The organism is Streptomyces sp. CRN 30 (assembly GCF_034105845.1).
Window position 1 is genome coordinate 19,886 of sequence record NZ_JAVRHI010000432.1, and the last position, 18,354, is coordinate 38,239.

Annotated in this window: 7 protein-coding genes; 2 read left to right on the forward strand and 5 right to left on the reverse strand. The window is 72.8% G+C overall.

The genetic code is table 11. The features are described from left to right. Nucleotides 1-341: 341 nt before the first annotated feature. Both rfbA and rfbB read left to right on the forward strand, forming a co-directional pair. Nucleotides 342-1,211 (forward strand): glucose-1-phosphate thymidylyltransferase RfbA, encoded by an 870-nt coding sequence (rfbA, locus tag UW392_RS47065; RefSeq protein ID WP_320781503.1) that lies wholly within the window; start codon nt 342-344, stop codon nt 1,209-1,211. 10 nt (nt 1,212-1,221) lie between these two features. Then, nucleotides 1,222-2,196 (forward strand): dTDP-glucose 4,6-dehydratase, encoded by a 975-nt coding sequence (rfbB, locus tag UW392_RS47070; protein WP_320781504.1) that lies wholly within the window; start codon nt 1,222-1,224, stop codon nt 2,194-2,196. Between the two features lie 83 nt (nt 2,197-2,279). On the opposite strand, the gene UW392_RS47075 is transcribed toward rfbB, so the two are convergent. The 5 genes from UW392_RS47075 to UW392_RS47095 form a co-directional block, all read right to left on the reverse strand. Continuing rightward, nucleotides 2,280-3,815 carry an ABC transporter ATP-binding protein gene (locus UW392_RS47075; protein ID WP_320781505.1) on the reverse strand — a complete coding sequence of 512 codons (1,536 nt, stop codon included), beginning with the start codon at nt 3,813-3,815 and terminating at the stop codon, nt 2,280-2,282. Continuing rightward, nucleotides 3,812-5,509, reverse strand: a complete 1,698-nt coding sequence (locus UW392_RS47080; protein ID WP_320781506.1) for an ABC transporter ATP-binding protein — start codon at nt 5,507-5,509, stop codon at nt 3,812-3,814. The genes UW392_RS47075 and UW392_RS47080 overlap by 4 nt, the downstream gene beginning before the upstream one ends. Further along, nucleotides 5,506-7,299, reverse strand: a complete 1,794-nt coding sequence (locus UW392_RS47085) for a carbamoyltransferase (RefSeq protein ID WP_320781507.1) — start codon at nt 7,297-7,299, stop codon at nt 5,506-5,508. Before UW392_RS47085 ends, UW392_RS47080 begins: the two co-directional genes overlap by 4 nt. Nucleotides 7,300-7,421: 122 nt before the next feature. After that, nucleotides 7,422-17,411, reverse strand: a complete 9,990-nt coding sequence (locus UW392_RS47090) for an SDR family NAD(P)-dependent oxidoreductase (protein WP_320781508.1) — start codon at nt 17,409-17,411, stop codon at nt 7,422-7,424. 48 nt (nt 17,412-17,459) lie between these two features. Then, nucleotides 17,460-18,354, reverse strand: an 895-nt coding sequence (locus tag UW392_RS47095) for a beta-ketoacyl reductase (protein WP_320781509.1), incomplete at its 5' end; no start/stop codon positions are given.

Below are 18,354 nucleotides of genomic sequence, written 5' to 3' on the forward strand. Positions count from 1 at the left end.
GCCTTACACATCTCCCTGCAGGGCGGGCACTCGGATGGGCGGTAAACCGCACAACAACCCGCTCGAAACGAGAGTGTCGGGATAACACGCTTCGCAAGTACACGAGTCCGGCATCACATTGACAGTTGCGATCAGAGATCATACGCTCACAGTCGAACAGCGGTCAGATCACGCCATCCAGCGGAAAGAACTCGCGGTATCCGAAGCAGATTGACCCGACTCGCTCCCAGCTCCAACTCTGCCACCCGCACCCCTCCGAACGTGGCCTTTCCCACTTATCGCGGGTGGTCATTCGGAGATGCTCAAAACACATCCGAGCCGTTTAGGGAGACATTGGCCGCATGAAGGGCATCATCCTGGCCGGGGGCAGCGGTACCCGGCTTTATCCCTTAACGTATGCCGTGTCGAAGCAGATACTCCCGGTGTACAACAAACCCTTGATCTACTATCCCCTCTCGGCGCTCATGCTGGGCAGGATACAAGATATTCTCGTCATTTCCTCACCGCGACATCTGGGCACGTTCCGCGATCTGCTCGGCGACGGCAGTCAACTCGGCCTGAACATAGAATACGCCGAGCAGGCGGACCCGAACGGAATTGCCGAGGCATTCGTCATCGGTGCCAGATTCATCGACAATGACGCCGTGACCCTCATCCTCGGCGACAACATCTTCCACGGTCCCGGGCTCGGCAGAATGATCCAGGCCGAGACGCGCAACGTCGACGGCTGCGTGCTCTTCGGCTATTCGGTCGGGGACCCCGAGCGCTACGGCATCGGCGAGGTGGATGCCGACGGGCAGCTCGTCTCCCTGGAGGAGAAGCCCGCCTCTCCCCGGTCCAACCTGGCCATCACCGGTCTGTACGTGTACGGCAACGACGTCGTGGACGTGGCCAAGAACATCCGGCCCTCGCACCGCGGCGAGCTGGAGATCACCGATGTGAACCGCGTCTACCTGGAACAGGGCAGGGCCAGGATGGTCAACCTGGGGCGAGGGTACGCCTGGCTGGACACCGGCACCCATGACTCCCTCCTCCAGGCATCGCAGTTCGTGCAGACGCTGGAGCAGCGTCAGGGCGTACGCATAGCGTGCCTGGAGGAGATCGCTTTCCGTATGGGCTTCATTGACGCCACGGCCTGTTACAACCTGGGCAGTCAACTGGGGAAAACGGATTACGGAAAATACCTGATGGAGATCTCCCGACAAGGCTGAAAGGCGTCCAGTGCGCATAGTTGTCACCGGTGGTGCCGGCTTCATAGGCTCGAACTTCGTCCGGCACGCGGTGCAGGGTGAATATCCGGCCCTCGCGGGGGCCGATGTGACGGTGGTCGACAAGCTCACCTACGCGGGCAGGAAAGAAAACCTCACCGCGGTCCTCGACACTCCCTCGCTGCGTTTCGTGGAGGGTGACATCTGCGACGCCCCCTCGATGAGTGACGTACTGCGTGACGTCGATCTCGTCGTGCATTTCGCCGCCGAGTCGCACGTCGACCGCTCCATTTCCGGGGCCGAGGAGTTCGTGCGGACCAATGTGCTCGGGACGCAGACGCTCCTGACCGCCGCCCTCGAGGCGGGCGTGGGCAAATTCGTCCACGTCTCGACCGATGAGGTGTACGGCTCGCTCGACGCCGAGGGAACACCTTGGACGGAAGAGGAGCCCCTCTCCCCCAACTCCCCTTATGCGGCGTCGAAGGCATCCTCCGACCTGATGGCCCTCGCCTTTCACCGGACACACGGACTGCCGGTCTGTGTCACCCGCGGGTCCAACACCTATGGCGCGTACCAGTATCCGGAAAAGATAATCCCGCTGTTCGTCTCCCGTCTGCTGGCCGACCGCACAGTGCCGCTCTACGGGGACGGCGCGAACGTACGGGACTGGCTGCACGTCGACGACCACTGCCGGGGCATCGCGCTGGTGGCCGCGGGCGGAGAGCCCGGTGAGGTCTACAACGTCGGCGGCGGCACGGAGCTGACCAACCGCGCGCTGACCGAGCGACTGCTCGAACTGCTCGGCAAGGACGCGTCGATGGTGGAGCGGGTGGCCGACCGCAAGGGCCACGACCGGCGGTACGCCATGGACATCTCCAAGATCTCCGGCACCCTGGGCTACAAGCCGGCGGTGCCGTTCGACGACGGGCTCGCGGCGACGGTCGACTGGTACCGGCAGCACCACGGCCTGTGGGCGGACGGCGCGTAACGAATCCGCCCCCAGGCCCGGACGGTGCCGGGCCACCGCGTCGCCGCTGTGGCCCGGCACCGTCTTCGTATGCGCGACGCCCGTCAGTTCTGCGCGGGCGTCCGCGGGGTGACACCGGTGCCCGTGACCTCCACCAGGCTGTCGTACGGCGGGAGTTCACCGCCGTTGCCCGTGATCAGCCAGCAGGTGCGGCCCCGCGTGAGCTCCGCGAGCAGCTCGGCGAGGCGCGCGTCGGCGACGAACGGGTCCGTCCCCGCGGTCGCGTCCACGACCACCAGCGACGGGTCGTTCCGCAGCGCCCGCAGCAGCGCGAGCCGCCAGCGGTCCCCCTCGGACAGCGCCGCCTCCTCCGCCACCGCGGCCCGCAGCCGGTCGAGCGCCTCGCGCACGCCGGGACGCTCCGCCGACTCCTCGGGGAAGGAGCCGAGTACCAGGGCCGCCTCCTCGTGGGTGAGCCCGAGCGCCTGCGGGGAGACCCTGGCGATGTGCCCCTCGACCGCGGACGGGGCGAGGGTGGTGACGTCCGTGCCGCCGATGCGCACCTGCCCGTGGGTCGGGGTGACATCGCCGGTCAGCAGGTCGCCGAGGAGCAGCCGGGTGCCGTCGGGGGTGCCGACGAGCGCCGTGGTGGTGCCGTCCGCGGTCTCGAACGAGACCCCGTCCAGCACCGTGGTGCCCTCGACCGCGAGGCCCACGCCGTCGAAGACGACGTCGGCGCGGCCGGGCCAGTCGGCGCCGGGCCTCTCGGCCCGCGCGTCCTCCTCGTGGGTGCCGAGGAGCTTGCCGATGCCGGCCATCACCTCGCGGGCGTTCATGATGGTGCTCGTCAGCAGGACGGCCTCCATCATGGGCCGGTACGTGAGCACCGCCAGGACGATCAGCGCGACGCCCTCGGTCCCCGAGAGACCGTCGCCGGAGGCCAGCGCGGCCGTCACGCCGACGGCGGCGCAGGAGGCGAGTTCGACCACGCGCCACAGCAGCACCTCGCCGGTGGCGGGCAGCACATGGCCGCCGGAGTGCGGCTCACCGTGCTGTCCGTAGCTCCGCCGCAGCCACTCCGCACCGTCCGGTTCCTCGCGCCGGACGAGCAGCCTGGCCACGAGGAGGGAGCACAGCGCGAGGACGACCAGACCCACGGCCAGCGTCAGTGCGACGCGCACGTCGAAGAAGGCACTGATGACGATCACCGTCAGCGGGGTGGCGACGGCCGCGACCGCCGGGCGCAGCACGTGGGCGGGCAGGCCCATCAGGACCACGACCGCGGTGCCGTCGAGCGCGGCGAGCCGGTCGGAGTGGCCCGCGTCGAGCTTCCGGTTGGGCAGCTTCTGCGTGCGCTCGGCGACCGCCCTGTGCAGGGTGGTCACCAGCTCGGCGCCCAGGTCGTTGCCCATCGGCACGCTGCGGTGGTGGAGCACCCCGTACACCACACCGACGGCGGCCATGACGCCGATCCACGTCCAGGGCACCGCCGCACCCGGCGTGAGCAGGTCCTCGGTGACCGGCACCACCAAGGCGAAGGCGATGCCCTGGATCACGGAGCCGACCAGCAGGAACAGGCACAGCGACCGCAGCGCCCGCTTCCCCGTGGCCTGCAGGAAGAGAGCGAGTACGGGCCTCATCGGGACACCTCCTGGGACAGGGCCGCGGAGCCCGTGGCGCGCCACGCGTCCCCGGCCGGGTCGAACAGCCCGGCGTACGGTCCGCCGGGTTGCGCCAGCTCCTCGTGGGTGCCGGACGCGACCACCTTTCCGGCCCCGCTCACCACGATCCGGCCGTCGGCGACCACCGGGGAACCGGTGGCGACGACGACCACACAGGCCCGCTCCCGGAACTCGGCGACCGCGGCCCGCAGGGTGTCCGGGTCGCCGGAGAAGGCGCGCTGGTCGAGCAGGACGACATCGCGGTCGGCGGCGAGCAGCCGGGCGAGCGCGAGCCGTTGGATCTCCGGGTAGGACTGCGGGGCCTCGGTGCCCACGACCGCGTCGTAGCCGCGCGGCAGCGCGGCGATCGACTCGTGGCAGCCGGCGGCGCGCGCGGCCCGCTCGGCCTCCTTGGTGTCGCCGTCGGTCCGGTCGGCGGTGATGTACGCGCCGATCGCGCCGATGACGACCGCGGGGTCGGCCTCGATCGCGGCGAACCGCTCCTCGGGGGTCTCCGCGGTGATCCGGTCGACGATCGCGTCGGCGTCCGCGTCGGTGGCGGCGACGACGGTCAGCACGCCCTGCTCGGGCAGTTCGATGGCGGGGCCCGGGTCCTCCTCCGGCTCCGCCTCCGCCTCTGTCTCCTTGTCCGCGTCCGCCTTCTCGGTGCCCCTCTTGGCGTCCGCCTTCGGCTTCGCGTCGCCGGGCCCTGCCGGTGCGCTCCCCGCGAACTGGGTCAGACGCGCCGCGGCCTTCTTGCCCTCGCCCACTTCCTCCAGGAAGTAGGTGATGGCCAGCAGGGGCGCGGCAAGTCCCGCACCGAGCAGCAGGAACGGCACCAGGTCGGCGGGCGTCAGCGAGTCCGAGCGGATCAGCAGCGCGCCTCCGCACAGCACGAAGACGAGCACGGTCAGCGGCGAGAAGGCGATCTCCGCGAGGGCACGGCCGCCGAGCAGCGAGCCGATGCGTACGCGGAAGAACTCGCTGAACTCGTCGGTGACGTCGGCCAGGCGGCGGGCCGAGGTCCGGGTGGCCTCGGCCGTGTCGGTCCGGGTGCCGACCGGGTTGACGCGCCGCGGCAGGGTGAGGGTGGGCCGCACGGCGTCGATGACGCCGATGCTGGCCGCGTAGTCGGTCGCCATCTCCTTGAAGAAGCGGGCGGAGATGAATCCGAAGACGGCGAAGCCCAGGAGGATCGGCGCCAGCGTGATGAGCGCCATCAGCCAGTCGATCCAGAACAGGTAGCCGATCGACAGGACGAACACCGAGACGGCCGAGAAGAGTTCCGAGCCGGCCCGGCCGACCATCACGCCCATCGAGTGGATGTCACGGCCCAGGGTGGTGCCGTGTTCCTTCCAGGCGGCGTACAGCGGGCGGGCCGCGCGGGCGCCGCGCAGCCTGCCGCTGACCGCGAGGAGCAGGGCGTGCTGGGTGCGCACCCCCGCCTCCTTGCTCAGGACGCGGCCCGCCAGCTGGGCCGCGAACCCGACGACCGCCGCGGCGGCGACCACGAGGACGAGCCGGCCGATCCGGCCGCCGTCGGGATCGCTGTCGAGCAGTTCCCTGCACACCTCGATGACGGCGATGACGGGGCCGACCGTGGCCACCGCCCCGACCGCTTCCAGGACGAGCGCCGTACGGGCGCGCCAGGCGATTCCGGTGGGTGCGCTCACCGCTTCGTGACCAGGTAGTCGCCGAGGACCAGGTAGTCGATGTCGGTGCCGAGGAAGCACTCGACCGCGTCCTTGGGGGAGTTGACGACCGGCTCGCCCGCGACGTTGAAAGAGGTGTTGACCAGACACGGCACGTCGGTGCGCGCGGTGAACTCGCGCAGCAGCTCGGCCAGTCGGGGGTTGCTGTCGTCCGTCACGGTCTGGATGCGCGAGGTGGCGTCGACGTGCGTGGCGGCCGCGATGGTCCGCGTGTACTCGGGCTTCACCGGGAACACGAAGGTCATGTACGGCGAACGCTCCTTCTTGCCCATCTCGAAGACCTCGGGCGCGTTCTCCTCGAGGACGATCGGGGCGAACGGGCGGAACGGCTCGCGGTGCTTGACGCGGGTGTTGATGACGTCCTTCATGTCCGCGTGGGAGGGGTTGGCCAGGATGGAGCGGTTGCCCAGCGCGCGCGGGCCGTACTCGGTGCGGCCCTGGAACCAGCCGATGACGGTCCTGCCGCTGAGCAGCTCGGCGGTCTTCGCGACGATCGCGCCGTCGGCGTGCTCCTCCCAGGTCACGCGGTCGGTGTAACCGTCCAGGGTGCCGAGGATCTGCTCGGCGGTGAACTCCGGGCCGAGGTAGGGCGTTCTCACGGGCACGAGCGGGACGTTCTTCTCGCGGACGACGTGGGCAGCCGCGCCGATGGAGACACCCGGGTCGCTGGCTCCGAAACTGACCTCGACGCGCTCGAACGGCAGGTCCTCCAGGAGCTTGGTGTTGTTGACGCAGTTGAGCGCCACACCGCCCTCGTAGATGAGGTTGCGCAGGTCGGTGACGTCGGCGAGGGCACGCAGCTGGTGTGCGGTGACCACTTCGAGGGCCTGCTGGGCGGCGCTCGCGACCCGGACCTGGAACTCGAACTCGGCGCGGTTGTCGTCGTTGCCGCCGAAGATCTCGTCGAAGAGGCCGAGGTAGGCGCGCGGGCCGCGCGGGTCGCCCGCCAGGGCGAGCGAGTAGCGCCCGGGACCGTCGAAGGTGATGACGTGGTTCAGGAGCGGGTTGTCCTCCTGCGCCGGCGGCTCGCCGAACCCGCCGAGGCCCATGACCTTGTACTCGTCGTTGTTCGGGGTGAATCCGAGGTACCGCGTGATCTCGGCGAAGAGCTGGGCGATCGAGTTGGCGGCGTCGATCGTGAACTGCTCGAAGACCTTCACCTCGCCGTCGCGGACTTCGCCCATGATGGCGCTGTCCGCCTCGCCCTGGCCGTCGCTGATGATGAAGGCGGCGTCCTCGAAGCCGGCGAAGGTGCGGCCGCAGGCGAGGTGCGCCCGGTGGTGCGGCACGGTGATGAGCTTGTCCTCGGCCAGCTCGTGCCCGGTGTTGCGGGCGAAGTCCTCGAGGATCGCGGTCTTGCCGAGCATGCCGGTGTAGAGCTCGCCGATGCCGGAGATGGCCTGGAACTTGTACTCGGGGGGTATGGGCGCACCGGCGATCTTGGAGATGGAGGCGTCGGCGAACTCCGGGGTGAACCGCCAGCCGAAGGCGTAGTAATCGACGTCGGCGAAGTCGAGCCCCGCCTGGTCGAGGACCCAGCGCATGGCGTTGATGGGGAAGGCGGTGGTCTTCTTGTGCCGGTTCATGCGCTCTTCCTCGACGGCGGCGACCAGCTTGCCGTCGATGAACAGCGACGCGGCCGCGTCGTGACCGAGGAAGCTGTGCCGATCGACGCTGTCCTGCGTATAGCCGTAGAGCTTGCCGAAGAGCTCGACGGCGCGGGAGAAGCCGTTGTAACCGAGAACTATCACTGCACTGTCTCCTCTGGAGCACGGATCACTGTGAGCCGCGGGGTCGTTGTCGTGCTGTGGCCGGTGGATACGGCCGGGAAAAACGAGGGAGGGGAACGGACTGCCGAGTGCTGTCGGGTGGTTCAGATGTCCTGCTCCGCGAGCCAGCCGCGGATCGCGGCGGTGGTCACGGCGATGTTCTCCTCCATGAGCGTGAAGTGGTCGCCGGGTGTGGTGACCAGCGTGTGCGGAAGGGACCAGGAGGCCCGCCAGCCGTCGTCGTCGAAGCCGTCGGCCTGGTACTGCAGGGGGTCCTCGGCGCGCAGGAAGAGCGTCGGAGCCTTGGTCGGCGCGATCGCGCACTCGGCCATCAGCGTGTGGTAGTGACCCATCGCACTGAGGCGTACGCCACTCAACGCGTCGCTGCCGAACAGGTGTTCGCGGGCGAAGAGACCCTCCATCATGGCCCGGCTGAGGTCGGCGGAGAACTCCGTGCCGGCCTGGAAGGTGTCCAGGACGACGGTGCCCGAGGGGGCGAGCCCCTCCTGCTCCGCGCGCACGGCCAGCGCGTGACCGATCAGCCCTCCCGCGGAGTGCCCGAGGAGCACGAACGGCCGCGAGCCCACCGCCGAGCGCAGCGCCTCGACCTGGAGGTCGAGGAACGCCCCGAACGACTCAGGCACCAACTCCCCTTCTGCGAAGCCCGGGTTGACCAGGACCATCACATCACGTTCGCCCTGGATCTGCTGGGCGAGCCCCACGTACTGGAGGGGTCCCGCGGTCGCCGTGATGGCCGGCACGCAGACGAGGGCCGCCCGGTCCTCGTCGCCCCTGGCGAGACGGATGGGCTCCTGGACGTGCTCCGCCGCGGCCTCGGAGCCGAAGGAGGCCCGCAGCCTGCCCGCGGCCTGGATGAGGTCCATGCCGGTCGAGCCCGCCCTGCCGAGGGCGTAGGACTGGCGGTAGAGGGCCTCCAGGCTGTCGAACGCCGAGGCGGGGGCGGTGCCGGCCGCGCCGGTGGTGACCGCGTCGCCCGGCTCGGGCGCGGTGCCGACGCGGTCGACCAGGTACGCGGCCAGGAGTGCCGTGGTCGGGTGCTCGAACAGCGTGGCGGCGGCGAGTTCGAGGCGCAGCAGGGAGCCGAGCCTTGCGCGCAAGTCGATGCCCGCCATCGAGTCGACGCCCAGGTCGAGGAACTCGGCGTCCACATCGATGACTTCGGCGTCGCCGTGCCCGAGGACCGCGGCGAGCTCGGTGCGGACGAGGTCCTCGACGAGCCGGGTCCGCTTGCCGGGGTCGGTGGCGAGGACCCGCGCGACGGCGTCCTGCCCCGACCGGGCGGCGGGCCGCCGGCCGGGCGTCTGCGAAGTGGGGGCATCGGCGTCCTGGCCGCGCCGGAAGCCGGCGGTGGGCACCGCCCGCAGCGTCAGCCTGCGGGCCTCGGCGACCGGCCGTCCGGTGGTGTCGGCCAGGTGCAGGCCGAGCGTGCCGTCCCCGGCGTCGGACAGCCGTACGCGAAGGGTCGTGATGGCCGTGGCGTCCAGGACCCGTACCCCGTCCCAGGCGGCGGACAGCCATGCCTGCGCGCCGCCCGTGTCCGCGTCCGCGGGCCGCTCGGCGGTGTGCGCGTGCAGCGCGGCGTCGAGCAGGGCCGGGTGCAGGCCGCCGAAGCCGTGCCCCGCGGCGGCGGCCTCGTCGGGCAGCGTCACCTCCGCGAGGATCTCGGTACCGCTGCGCCAGGCGGCGCGCAGACCGCGGAAGGCGGGCCCGTGGACGTGGCCGCGCTCCTCCGACGCGGCGTAGAGGGCCGCCGGTTCGAGAGCCTCCGCTCCGGGCGGCGGCCAGGCGCCGGACAGGGCACGGAACACCGAGGTGTCCACGGGGCCCTTCGGGACCGGCGCGACGACGGCGCGGGCGTGGCGGGTCCACTCCCCCGCCTCCTCGCCGGCCGCGGGCTCGGTCCTGGAGTGCACCGTCAGGGTGCGCCGGCCCGCCTCGTCCGCCGCGCCGACCTGCACCTGGACGTGCACGGCGGCGTGCGCGTCGAGCACCAGCGGCGCCTCCAGGGCGAGTTCGGCCACCAGGGCGCAGCCGAGCCTGCCTCCCGCGTACAGCGCCCAGTCGAGCAGGACGGTGCCGGGCAGCACGACGGTGTCCGCGACCGCGTGGTCGGCGAGCCAGGGGTGGGTGGCTCGCGCGAGCCTGCCGGTGAGCAGGGCCGTGTCGCTCTCCGCGGGTTCGACCGCGCCGGCGAGCAGCGGGTGGTCGGCTGCCGTGAGCCCCACGGTGCCCGCGTCGCCCGCGGGCGCGGAGACGTCCAGCCAGTACCGCTGGTGCTGGAAGGCGTACGTGGGTACGTCGACGGGGCGCGCCGACGAATCGAGCAGGGCCGCCCAGTCGACGGCGGCGCCGCGCGCCCACAGTGCCGCAGCGGTCGGCAGCAGTGCGGGGTGCGCCCCGTGGCCCTGCCGCAGGGCGGCGGTGACCAGGACCTCGGGGCCGTCGGCCGCCGTGGCTTCCTCGACAGCGGCGGTCGTCTCCGGGGAGACGCCGGTGCCCAGTTCGACGACGGCCTGGACGCCGTCGCCGAACAGTGCCTTCAGCGCGGCGTCCGGCGCGACCGGCTCGCGCAGGGTGCGGGACCAGTGCGCGGCATCCAGGTCGTCGACGGCGAGGCGTGCCCCGGTGACGGCCGAGTACATCCGTACACGTCCTGCACGCGCGGTGACCCGGGCCGCCAGAGCCGTCAACTGCTCGCGCAAAGCCTCGATCTGCTCGGTGCGGTCCGTCTCGTCGCGCTCGTGCTCGGCGAGCAGGCGGCCCTGACCGGCGGCGAGCAGCGCGCCGTCGGTGAGGGACAGGAAACCGGCGGCGCAGGCCGCGGCGATCTCGCCGCCGCCGAAGCCGACGACGGCGGCCGGGGTGATGCCGGCGGCCGACCACACCTCGGCGAGCGACACCGAGACCGCCCACAGTGCGGGGCGGGCGACGGCCGGGTCGGCCGGCCCGGCGGGTTCGCCGCGCAGGACGTCGAGCAGGGCGAAGCCGGTGTGCGGGGCGAGGGCGGCTGCGCACTCGGCCATGGTGGAGGCGAACACCGGTGAGACGTCGAGAAGTTCGCGCGCCGCGTCCACCCATCCTTCGGCCCGGCCGGGGAAGACGAACGCGGCCTTGAGCGCGCCGCGGGCCACGCCGCGCACGGCGGCGCCACCGGGAACGTCCCCGGCCGCCAGGGTGTCGAGGGCCGCGGCGAAGCCTGTCGCGTCCTCGGCGAGGACGACGGCGCGGTGCTCGAAGGCGGTGCGCCCGGTGGCCAGCGCGACCGCCGTTCCCGCCAGGTCCACGTCCTGCGCCACGGCGTGCTCGCGCAGCCGTGCCGCCTGGGACCGCAGCGCGGCGGGCGACTTGGCGGAGAGGACCCACGGCAGCAGACCGGAAGCCGGCTCCCCGGCCTGCTGTCCTGCCGCGTCCCGAGGGGCCTGCTCCAGGATGACGTGGGCGTTCGTCCCGCTGATCCCGAAGGAGGACACACCCGCGCGGCGCGGTCCCTCGCCCGGCCACGCGACCTTCTCCGTCGCCAGCTCCACGGCGCCGGAAGCCCAGTCGACGTGGCCGCTCGGACGGTCCACGTGCAGCGTGGGCGGCACCACGCCGTGCCGCATCGCCATCACCATCTTGATGACACCGGCGACGCCCGCGGCGGCCTGCGTGTGGCCGATGTTGGACTTCACCGAACCCAGCAGCAGCGCACGGCCGCCGGGCCGTTCCTGGCCATAGGTGGCGAGCAGCGCCTGGGCCTCGATCGGGTCGCCGAGCGAGGTACCCGTACCGTGCGCCTCCACCACGTCGACATCGGAGGCGCCCACGCCCGCGTTCGCCAACGCGTCGCGGATGACTCGCTGTTGGGACGGGCCGTTGGGTGCCGTCATGCCGTTCGACGCGCCGTCCTGGTTCACCGCGGTGCCCCGCACCACGGCGAGGACGCGGTGGCCGTTGCGGCGGGCGTCGGAGAGGCGCTCCACCAGGAGCATTCCCGCGCCCTCGCCCCACGCGGTGCCGTCGGCGCCGTCGGCGAAGGCCTTGCACCGGCCGTCGGGGGCGAGGCCGCCCTGCTTGCCGAACTCCATGAACACGCCGGGGGTCGCCATGACGGCGACGCCGCCCGCGAGCGCCAGGTCGCACACGCCGCTGCGCAGCGCGGAGACGGCCATGTCCAGGGCGACGAGGGAGGAGGAGCAGGCCGTGTCGATCGTCACGGCCGGGCCCTCGAAGCCGAAGGTGTAGGCGATGCGGCCGGAGGCGACGCTACCCGCGGTGCCGTTGCTGAGATAGCCCGCGATCTCCTCGGGGATCTCCTGGAGCCGTGCCACGTAGTCGTGGTGCATCAGGCCCGCGTACACCCCGGTCCTGCTGCGCCGCAGGCTCGTCGGGTCGATGCCCGCGCGCTCGATGGCCTCCCAGGACGTCTCCAGGAGCAGCCGGTGCTGCGGGTCCATCGTGGTGGCCTCGCGCGGTGAGACGCCGAAGAATCCCGCGTCGAACTCGGCGGCGTCGTACAGGAACCCACTCTCGCGGACGTACGTCGATCCGGTGCGGCCGGGCTCGGGGTCGTAGAGCCGCTGGAGGTCCCAGCCGCGGTCGTCGGGGAAGCCGCCGATGCCCTCGCGGCCGCCGACGACCATGTCCCACAGTTCCTCGGGCGAACCGACGCCGCCGGGGTAGCGGCAGGCCATGCCGACGATGGCGATGGGGTCGTCGTCGGTGGCCCGCGCCGGCACGACGCGTGCGCCACGCTCGGCGGGACCTGCCAGCGCCTCGTCCAGGAAGCCGGCGAGCGCCTCGGGGCTCGGGTAGTCGAAGACGAGGGTGGTGGGCAGCTGCGTCCTGGTCAACTCGGCGAGGCGGTTGCGGAGTTCGACGGCGGTCAGCGAGTCGAAGCCGAGGGCGTCGAAGGACTGCCCGGGCTCGATGTCCTCGGGCGTGGTGTGGCCGAGGACGGTGGCGACGTACTCGCGCACCAGGTCCACGAGCGCGGCGGAGCGCTCCGCGTCCGACAGGCCGAGCAGCCGCTCGTGCCAGGCGGACGAGGCGGCCGCGGGGGCGGTCGCGGCACGGCGCGGGGCGGACCTGGCCAGGGAGCGCAGCAGCGCGGGCGGGTCGGCCTGGCCGCGCAGGTCCAGGCGTACGGGAACGGCGACCGGTGCGGTGAGCCGCAGCGCGGCGTCGAACAGGGCAAGGCCCTCGTCGGCGCTGAGGGCGCGCAGTCCGCCGCGGCTCAGCCTGCCCATGTCGGTGTCGCTGAGCGTGCCGGTCATGGCGCTGAGGTCGGCCCACAGGCCCCACGCGAGCGAGTGCGCGGGCAGCCCGGAGGCACGGCGGTGCCGGGCGAGGGCGTCCAGGAAGGTGTTGGCGGCCGCGTAGTTGGCCTGGCCCGGGGAGCCGAAGACGCCGGCGGCGGAGGAGAACAGGACGAACAGGTCGAGGTCCCGCTCCCGGGTGAGCTCGTGCAGGTGCCAGGCGGCGTCCGCCTTGGGCCGCAGTACGGTGTCCAGGCGCTCGGCGGTCTGCGCGGTGACCATGCCGTCGTCGAGGACGCCCGCGGCGTGCACCACGCCGCGCAGCTCGGGCAGGGAGTCGACGAGCTCGGCCAGCGCGTCCCGCAGCGAGACGTCGCAGACGGCGAGGCGCACCTCGGCGCCCGCCGCGCGCAGTTCCGCGACGAGTTCGGTGGCGCCCGGCGCCTCGGCGCCACGCCGTCCCGCGAGCACCAGGTCGCGTACGCCGTGGGCGGTGACGAGGTGACGGGCCACGGCGGAGCCGATGACGCCGGTGCCGCCGGTGACCAGGACGGTGCCCTGCCCTGCGTACGCGGCGGGAGCCTCGGCGTCGGGCGCGGCGCGCACCAGGCGCGGCACGAAGACGTCGCCGTCCCGCACCGCGATCTCGGTCTCCCGGTCGGCGAGCGCGGCGCGCACGGCGGGCCAGGGGATGTCGGCGGGCCCGGCGCCGGGTGCCAGGTCGAGCAGCGCGAACCGCTCGGGGTGCTCGGAGCGCGCCGAACGCACCAGGCCGTGCACGGCGGCCTGGGCCGGGTCGGCGCCTTCGCCGGGGTGCACCTCGACGGCGCCCCTGGTCAGGACGGTCAGCCGGGCCGGGGCGATGCCGTCGTGCGCCAGCCAGGCGTGGATGCGCTCCAGGGCGTGGCCCACGTGGGCCCGTAGCCCTGCGAGGGTGTCCGTGTCGCCGGTCGCCGTGCAGTCCAGGAGCACGGTGTCGCCGGTCGCCGTGCAGTCCAGGAGCACGGTGTCGCCGTCGGCGTCGGCGGCCAGTGCGTCGAGGGAGGTGTCCGGGCCCCAGACCTGCGGGGCCCCGCTCCCGGCGGCGTCCCGGGCCACCTCCTTCCTCGGCTCCCATGCCTCGGTGAACAGGGACTGCGCGACCACGGCGCGCCTCGGGCCCACGGGGGTCTCCGAGACGGGCCGCAGCACGAGTTCGTCGATGCCGACGACGGGGGTGCCGGTGGCGTCGGCGATCCGTACGCGTACGGCGGCGGTGCCCACGGTCGTCAGGCAGACGCGGACGGTGCGGGCGCCGCTCGCCCACAGCCGCACGCCGGACCAGGCGAACGGCAGCCGCGAGGTGTTCTCGGCGTCGTCGGCCACGCCGCCGAGGCCGATGCCGTGCAGGGCGGCGTCGAGCAGGGCCGGGTGGACGCCGAATCCTGCGACGTCGTCCGCCGCGCCCTCGGGCAGCTCCACGTCGGCGAGGAAGTCGCCGCCGCGCCGCCAGGCCTTGCGCAGCCCCTGGAAGGTGGGGCCGTAGGCGTAGCCCTGCTCGGCGAGGGCGGGGTAGAAGTCGTCGAGCTCCACCGGGACCGCGCCGCGGGGCGGCCACACCGCGCCCGTGACCGACCCGAAGCCGTCGGCCTCGGGGCCCTGGTCCACGGGGGCGACGACACCCTGGGCGTGCCGGACCCACTCGGTCCCGACGCCGCCCGTCCCGTCGTCGGACGGTTCGATGCGCGAGTGCACGACGACGTGGCGGTGGCCCTGGTCGTCGGCGGGGCCCACGCCGACCTGGATCTGCACGGCGTCCTCGGGGGCGAGGACGAGCGGGGTCTCCAGGGTGAGGTCGCGGATCCGGCCACAGCCCACGCTCTGCCCCGCGCGCAGGGCGAGTTCGACGAAGGCGGTGCCCGGCAGGAGCACGGCGCCCACGACGGCGTGGTCGGCGAGCCAGGGGTGGGTGGTGAGCGAGAGGCGGCCTGTGAGCACGGAGCCGCCCGCGGAGCTGCCGTCGGCGACGCTGACGGCGGCGCCGAGCAGCGGGTGGTCGAGCCCGGCGAGCCCGGCACCGCTCACGTCGCCCGCGCGGCGCGGCGAGACACGGGGCCAGAAGCGCTGCCGTTCGAAGGGGTACGTGGGGAGGTCCTGGCCCGCGGGTACGGCGGGCAGCAGGGCGCGCCAGTCCACGTCGGCGCCGCCGGTCCACAGCGCGCCGACCGCCCGCAGCAGGGCGGCGACCAACGGCCGTTCGCGGTGGGCGACGGAGGTGACGGTGGCGGAGTGACCCTCGGAGAGGCTGTCCTCCAGGGGCCGGGTGAGAACGGCGTGCGGGCCGATCTCCAGGAAGGCGTCCACGCGCGGTTCCGCGGCGCGCACGGCGTCCTGGAAGCGGACGGCCTCACGGGCGTGCCGGACCCAGTAGTCCGGGGACGTGATGTCGTCCGCCGCGAGCTCGCCCGTGACGGTGGAGATCATCGGGACGGCCGGGCGCGAGAAGGTGAGCCGCGCGAGCACGGAGCGGAACTCGTCGAGCATCGGCTCCATGAGCGGCGAGTGGAAGGCGTGGCTGACCTGGAGCCTGCGCGTGCGCCGGCCGGCCTGTGTGGCGGCCTCGGCCACCTGGTCCACGGCGTCCGACGCGCCGGACACGACGACGGCCGAGGGGCCGTTGACCGCGGCGATCGCCACCTGCTGCCGGTGCTGCGCGGGCAGCGCGCGCAGCCATGCGTCGGCCTGCGCCCGTGTGGCGTCCAGGGCCAGCATGGCGCCGCCGTCGGGGAGTCGCTGCATCAGGGCGCCGCGGGCGACGGCCAGCGTGACCGCGTCCTCCAAGGAGAGCACTCCGGCCACGTGGGCCGCGGCGATCTCACCGATGGAGTGGCCGAGGACGGCGTCCGGACGTACGCCCCACGCCTCCAGGGTTCGGAAGAGCGCGACCTCGACGGCGAAGAGGGCGATCTGGGTGTAGCGGGTCTGATGGATCAGCTCCGCGTGGTCCGAGGAGCGCCCGGCGGCGCCGGCGAGCACCACGTCCGCCAGCGGGACGTCGAGCTGCGGATCGGCGGCCGCGCAGGTGGCGTCGAACGCCGCGGCGAACGCGGGCAGCCGCTCGTACCACTGCCCTCCCATGCCCGCCCACTGCGCGCCCTGCCCCGCGAAGACGAAGGCGGTCCTGGCGCCGGGCTTCGCCGTGCCGTGGACCAGGTGGCGGCCCGCGGTGCCGTCGTCCGCCAGGGTGTCGAGGGCCGCGGTGAACCCCGCGGCGTCCTCGGCGAGGACCACGGCGCGGTACTCGAAGGCGGTCCGCGCGGTGGCCAGCGCGACCGCGGTCCGGGCCGGATCCGCGTCCTGCGCGGCGGCGTGCTCGCTCAGCTGCGTCGCCCGGGACCGCAGCGCGGCGGGCGACTTGGCGGAGAGGATCCACGGCAGCACACCGTTGGCCTGCCGCTCGGCCGGGCCCGCGTCCTGCGCGGCGGCCTCCTCGGCGGGACCTTCCCGCGGTGCCTCTTCCAGGATCACGTGGGCGTTCGTCCCGCTGATCCCGAAGGAGGACACACCCGCGCGGCGCGGTCCCTCGCCCGGCCACGCGACCTTCTCCGTCGCCAACTCCACGGCGCCGGAGGCCCAGTCGACATGACTGCTGGGCTCGTCCACGTGGAGCGTCGGCGGGACCACTCCGTGGCGCATGGCGAGCACCATCTTGATGACGCCCGCGACGCCCGCGGCGGCCTGCGTGTGGCCGATGTTCGACTTCACCGAACCCAGCAGCAGCGCACGGCCACCGGACCGCTCCTGGCCATAGGTGGCGAGCAGCGCCTGGGCCTCGATCGGGTCGCCGAGCGAGGTACCCGTACCGTGCGCCTCCACCACGTCCACGTCCGCGGCGCCGACACCCGCGCTCGCCAACGCCTCGCGGATCACGCGCTGCTGGGACGGGCCGTTCGGCGCCGTCATGCCGTTCGACGCGCCGTCCTGGTTCACCGCGGTGCCCCGCACCACGGCGAGGACGCGGTGGCCGTTGCGGCGGGCGTCGGAGAGGCGCTCCACCAGCAGGACGCCGACGCCCTCACCCCACGCGGTGCCGTCGGCGCCCTCGGCGAACGCCTTGCAGCGGGCGTCGGCGGAGAGGCCGCCCTGCTTGCCGAACTCCGCGAACACGCCGGGAGTCGACATCACGGTGACGCCGCCGACCAGGGCCAGCGGGCAGTCGCCGGAGCGCAGCGCGCGGGCCGCGAGGTGCAGCGCCACGAGCGAGGCGGAGCAGGCGGTGTCCACCGTCACGGCGGGGCCCTCGAAGCCGAGGGTGTAGGAGACGCGGCCGGAGACGACGCTGGAGGCGTTGCCGGTCAGGAGGTGGCCGAGGGACTCGTGCCCGGCAAGGTTGAGCATGCCGGGGTAGTCGGCGCCGTTGACGCCGATGAACACCCCGGCCTTGCTGCCGTGCAGGTCGGCGACGTCGATGCCGGCGCGCTCGAAGGTCTCCCAGGAGGTCTCCAGGAGCAGGCGCTGCTGCGGGTCCATCTCCAGGGCTTCGCGCGGGGATATGCCGAAGAAGGAGGCGTCGAACTCGGTGGCCGTGTCGAGGAAGCCGCCCTGCGGACGGGTCCCGCCCTCGGGCTGCTGCCAGCCTCGGTCGGCGGGGAAGTCGCTCATGGCGTCGACGCCGTCGCGCAGCAGGTCCCAGAAGGCCTCGGGCGTGCCGGCCCCGCCCGGGAACCGGCAGCCCATGCCGATGATCGCGATGGGCTCGCGCTCGGCCTCCTCCAGGTCTCGGACACGGTCCCTGGTGCGCTTCAGGTCCGCCGTCACCCGCTTCAGGTACTCGACGACCTGCTCTTTCTCAGCCATGTCCGAAACCCCTCGTCGTACAGAACGTGCTGGTGGGCCGTGCCTGCATCAGCTCAGCCCGATCTCGTCGTCGATGTAGCGCAGCAGCTCTTCCTCGCTTGCCGTGCTCAGCTCGTCGGCCACGGTGCCCTGGGCCTGTCCGCCGGGCGCGGCGCCGGCCAGCGTCCTGGAGCGTTCCCGCCAGCGCAGCAGCAGGGTCTCCAGACGGGCCGTCAGCTTGTTGACATCGGCCTCGTCACGCTCGTCGTCGAGCATGGCCTCGAGACGGTCGACGGTCTCCTTGCCCCACTCCTCGGCCGCCGTCTCGGGCAGCAGGACTGCGAGCAGACGGCCGGTGAGCGCCTCGGGCGTGGGGTAGTCGAAGACGAGCGTGGTGGGCAGCCTCGTGCCGGCCATCCGGGCGAGGCGGTTGCGGAGTTCGACGGCGGTCAGCGAGTCGAAGCCGAGCTCCGTGAACGGCCGGGTGGCCGAGATCCGGTCGCCCGAGCCGTACTTGAGGACCGCGGCGATCTGGCCGCGCACCGTTTCGAGCAGGGCCTCCTTCCGCTCGGCCGCGGGCAGCGCGGAGAGCCTGCCGCGCAGCGCCTGGGCGTCCGGCGCCGTGGTGCGGCGCGGTGCGGCGCGCACCAGGCCGCGCAGCAGCGCGGGAGTGTCCTCGCCGCCGCGCAGCCGGGCGCGGTCCAGCTGGACCGGCGCGGTGTGCGGCAGGCCGCTCGCGAGCGCACGGTCGAAGAGGGCGAGCCCCTCCTCCGTGCTGAACGGAAGGACACCGCCGGCGCTCATGCGCCGCAGCTCGGCCTCGCCGAGGGTGGCGGTGAGCTCGCTGGTCTCCTCCCACAGGCCCCATGACAGGGACCGGGCGGGCAGGCCTTCGGCACGACGGCGCACCGCCAACGCGTCCAGGAACACGTTCGCCGCCGCATAGTTGCCCTGACCCGGCGAA

What these genes read in the sequence shown, in the direction of transcription:
- UW392_RS47090 (WP_320781508.1), bottom strand. Translation starts at nt 17,411, where the DNA reads ATGGCTGAGAAAGAGCAGGTCGTCGAGTACCTGAAGCGGGTGACGGCG.
- rfbA (WP_320781503.1), top strand. Translation starts at nt 342, where the DNA reads ATGAAGGGCATCATCCTGGCCGGGGGCAGCGGTACCCGGCTTTATCCC.
- UW392_RS47075 (WP_320781505.1), bottom strand. Translation starts at nt 3,815, where the DNA reads ATGAGGCCCGTACTCGCTCTCTTCCTGCAGGCCACGGGGAAGCGGGCG.